This window comes from Roseibium sp. RKSG952, assembly GCF_009711355.1.
Genome location: NZ_SMMF01000697.1, coordinates 1 through 4,748 on the forward strand (window position 1 = coordinate 1; position 4,748 = coordinate 4,748).

The window sequence follows — 4,748 nt, forward strand, 5'->3', positions numbered from 1 at the left end:
TTGTCACGGACCTTCACATAGGTTTCGTCCCTTCGCCAGGATGACGCGACGACCTCGAAACATTCCAGACCAACTCCGCCGTATATCCAGTTTCCCTCGCCTGCAAATTTTGCGACATAACTGAATCAGATCTGGCAACGCACGTCCAGGTCCGACTTCGTCGACAGACTGTCAAGCCTGGTTGACCTGGGTGCTGGCCCAAATTTCCGAGCACAATATCACACGCCTTAATGAACTCATGCCTTGGTGTCACGCTGCCCTTACAGCGCAACAGGGCTTCACACCATCAAGAAGGCCGAATTTACCGGACGGACACCACTGGCGAATGTAGCAATAATAAGTAAATCAATTTAATTAACTAAGAGTAAATTGCAATTTAGCTGCTTTGATGGAACATTTTATTTGGAAATACTTGGTTTTGATGTGCTACCTCTCCAGGAAGTGCCAATATTCATACCATATCAAGTATAGTGAGAGGACCAAGTAAATCACCTATTGGGGTGTTTTACGATATGTGGAATACGTGAAATGACGACCTACACCTATGATTCAGATAGCGGCTATTACGTCTCCGATGGTGGAACCCACATTTCGGCTGAGGCTTATGAAGCGATTGAGAATTTCGAGACCGAAAGCAATGACAGCTATACAGAGCAAGTAGCTGGCGGTGGTGAATTTGGGTATACCAAGGAAAAATACACTGCCGAAGACAAGGGCATCTACACAATGGATGCCGATGCAACAGATTATTCCAATGATTTCAGCAGCAGCAGCAGCACAAGCGGAAACACGCTCAAGCACACTTACAAATATTACTCCCTGATCATCGGAAACGACGAAGACAATGTCATTGAGGGGAATGACGGAAATTCCGCATTCGACGGCCGGGATGACACAATTTTCGCAGGTCTTGGGGATGATACCGTCTATGGGTACGAAGGGAACGATACACTTTACGGTGAAGAAGGGGACGACATTCTCGTTGGAGGAGATGACGATGACACGATCTACGGAGGGGATGGTGAAGACACGCTTTATGGCGGAAAGGGGTCAGACTCGCTCTATGGCGGAGACGATACGGACATCATCTATGGTGGCGACGGGTCGGATACGATCGATGGTGGTGATGGTGACGACTGGCTGTTTTCCGGCTCCCTCTACGATGCCGACAGCAACAGCCTGACCGGGGGAGACGGGGCCGACACCTTTGTACTTGGCGAGCCCGCCAATTCCGATTCAAGCGGAATTTCGGTCATAGACTGGGAGGAGCTCAACGAAGAGGCGGATTATTCCAGTCTTCTGATATCTGAACTTTCGGACACATCAGATGATTCCGATACATCCGGCAGCACCACGCTGGGTGGTAAAAACGTTTCTAACAATGATATCACAGAACAGAGTTGGTATAAGGACTATTTGAAGCAACAGGCTTGGTATAGTGAGGATTCTGATACTGACAGCGGCGCTGATGATGGTACTGATTATGAAGATAGTGATGACTACATTGAATCTGATTCAGATGATACTATTGATACTGACGATACTTACGATACTGATTCCGATTCTACCCAAAATGGAGAAGAGGGCAGTGACGACGACGATTCAGATGACGACAATGATTTGGATGACGACGATGGTTCCGCTGACGCGCAAGATATGAGCGATCAAGACGACGAAAAAGCGGAAGAGCTGGACGGCGATGGCGATACGCCCGACGGAGCCGATGATGATTATGAAGACGGTGGCGGTGATACGGAATACGACTACGATGCCGATACCGATGACTTAGATGATGATGATGATGCGGATAATGCAGAAGTTGTTGATGATGATGCAGACGACGGAAATGAGGACAACGATAATTCAGATGACAGCGATTATGAATCGGACGAGGATGTCTTAATCGACAACGACCCGTTTGACGAATACGAAACAAGTGTAGATGAAAACGCCGGCCTGGAAAATGCGACCGAGAATCTGGATGCCCTCGTCAGTGCGGAAGACGTGGCTGCAACCGCCGAAGCTGCTGATGAGCTGATTCTCATCGGATCCAGCATTACCGCAGAGGTCCTCGTTGCGGTGTTCACGGTCTATATCGCTTATGAATTCATAGAGACCTTGTCTGATGCATTTGACAGCGATGACTCGGACGGCGACAGTGACCCAAGTGCCAGCTATACGGAAGTGACCGACTTCAACCCGAACGAAGACGTACTCATCATCCCGATTTCCAGTGATAGCCTGTCAAACGTGTTCCTCTCTGATGATCTAACCAATGGAGGTGAAGGGTTTTCGATCGTTTATCAAAACGGAGATACAACCAATATTGTTGCTGATGTTAATTTTGATGATGCCATCAATGTTACAGGTGACGATGACTGGTCGGACTACATGGCGGAAGCCTATTATTATTCCATGTTGCAGAACGCCCTTGTCATCACCTCGGATGGAGAGGCCTACAGTTTCAGCACCGGTGGCGAGGTCGATATTGATGATGACGTCCTCGAAGAACTGACCGGATCAACCTCTTACATCCTCATGGGAGCCTATACCGGTTGGGTCGTCACCGGTGATGCCACATCCCAGTATCTCGTCGGCAATAGTTATGGCGATTACATCTACGGCTACGATCCCGACTCGGAAGAAGGCGCTGATGGTGACCAGGCCGACTTCATCTATGGTCAGGACGGCGATGACTGGATTCAGGGTGGCGCGGGAGACGATTACATCTTTGGTGGCGACGGGACGGATACTGCAGCCTATACGGAATCATCGGGCGGGATCACCGTCGATCTGTCAACCACCTATACCGGAAACACGGGCGAGACCTATGCCCTCGCAGAGGATGACGGCTTTGGCGACAGCGACCCGCTGTACGACATCGAGAATATTGAGGGCAGTCTCTATGACGACAGCATTACAGGCAATGACGATGACAATGAACTGGCCGGCTATGACGGGGACGACACCCTCTACGGGATGGACGGCGATGACACTTTGGCCCCAGGAGAGGGAGAGGACACGGTTTATGGCGGTGGTGGTGACGATCGTGTCTATGCCGACGTTGGCGGCGGTGCCTATGACGGCGGCGATGATACAGACACTTTGACGGCCGCATATGCCGAGGATGGGGTTACCGTAGAGTTCTATACCGATGCGTCCGGCTCGATCACCTTTGAGGACGGCAGCTCGGCCACGGTGGAGAACTTCGAGGTACTGATCGGCAGCGACTACGAAGACACGGTAACCAGCGATGGCGAGGCTTATGCAATTTACTCTGGTGAGGGGGAGGACGAGATTTCCAGCGACGGAGACCTGTACCTGGTTTATGGCGGCGACGGGGACGACGAAATTGCTGCTGATGGCGAATATTATTACGTCGACGGGGACGACGGGGACGACAGTATTGCGAGTTATGGCAGCGGCTCTACGGTGACAGGTGGCGCTGGAGATGACTTCATCGATGTCGGCTACTATGGCGGTAACACCTATTATGGCGGATCCGGAACAAACAGTCTGATGGCGGGATTGGCCACCGATGGTGTCACCATTGATGTGTCGGACGGAGCCGGCACCATTACCTACTCCGACGGGTCGACCGACAGCTTCAGTTACTTCGACTATATATATGCAAGCTATTATGACGATACTGTCACCGGTGGCGACACATCCAATCTTCTGTTCGGCCTTGATGGTGATGACAGTCTGGAGGGCGGGTCAAAATCTGACGTCCTCATGGGTGGCAATGACGACGATACTCTGACCGGAAACTCCGGGGATGACTACCTGATTGGAGAGGATGGCGCTGATACGCTGTACGGCGGGGATGGCGATGACACATTGTACGGCGACGACGGCCTGAGCTACGGCGACGAGGGGGCAGACACTGTTTACGGCGGGGATGGCGATGACATCGCCTACGGCGGAGGTGAGACTGATGCGCTCTACGGCGATGCCGGCAACGACACGCTTTATGGTGAAGATGGTGCTGACACTCTGTATGGTGGCGAGGACGGGGATACACTCTACGGTGGCGACGACGACGACACCCTGTATGGCGGCGACGGCGATGACACGCTGGTCGGAGGTGAAGGCACTAACACGCTTTACGGCGGCGATGGCACCGATACGGCTGACTATTCCTCGGCTTCCAGCAGCATCACTGCTGACCTTTCAGATACTGAAACCGATGATGACAGCAATACATATTTCACAGTTTCCGATAGCAGCGCTGACCTGTCCGACGTGCTTTACGATGTCGAGAACGTAACGGGCTCGGATTATGATGATACCTTGACTGCAGGGTCGGGGACAAATGTGCTAAAGGGCGGTGATGGCGACGACATCATAACCGGAGGCAGCGGATCCGGCACCCTTTATGGTGGAGACGGAACGGACACCATTTATTCCGGTACGGGAGAGTATGCCTTCTACGGTGGCGACGAAAGCGACGATGTTCTCGACCTGAGCGCACTTGAGGCCAGTGTTACTTTAGACCTAGACGATTATAATATTACGTATGACGATAGCGGCACCACTGAAAATGTGAGCGGGTTTTGGATTATCTACGCAACCGATTACGATGACACGATCCAAACCGATGATTGCGCAACAACCATCTATGGCGGTGACGGTGACGACACAATCGATGGCGGGGAAAGCTATGCTGGTCAGGATCAGCTTTATGGAGGCGACGGTGACGACACCATCCACGGGCATGACCTGCCCCCGATAAATCGGACCATTCA

At 51.8% G+C, this 4,748-nt stretch carries 1 protein-coding gene and 1 pseudogene; both read left to right on the forward strand.

Going from position 1 to position 4,748, the window contains the following annotated elements; genetic code table 11:
• Positions 1-124: 124 nt before the first annotated feature.
• Complete coding sequence (locus E1297_RS51205; protein ID WP_368669457.1) at positions 125-331, forward strand: transposase domain-containing protein; 207 nt, start codon at positions 125-127, stop codon at positions 329-331.
• Positions 332-528: 197 nt separating this feature from the next.
• Positions 529-4,748, forward strand: a pseudogene (locus E1297_RS04145) (calcium-binding protein); the annotation flags it as partial.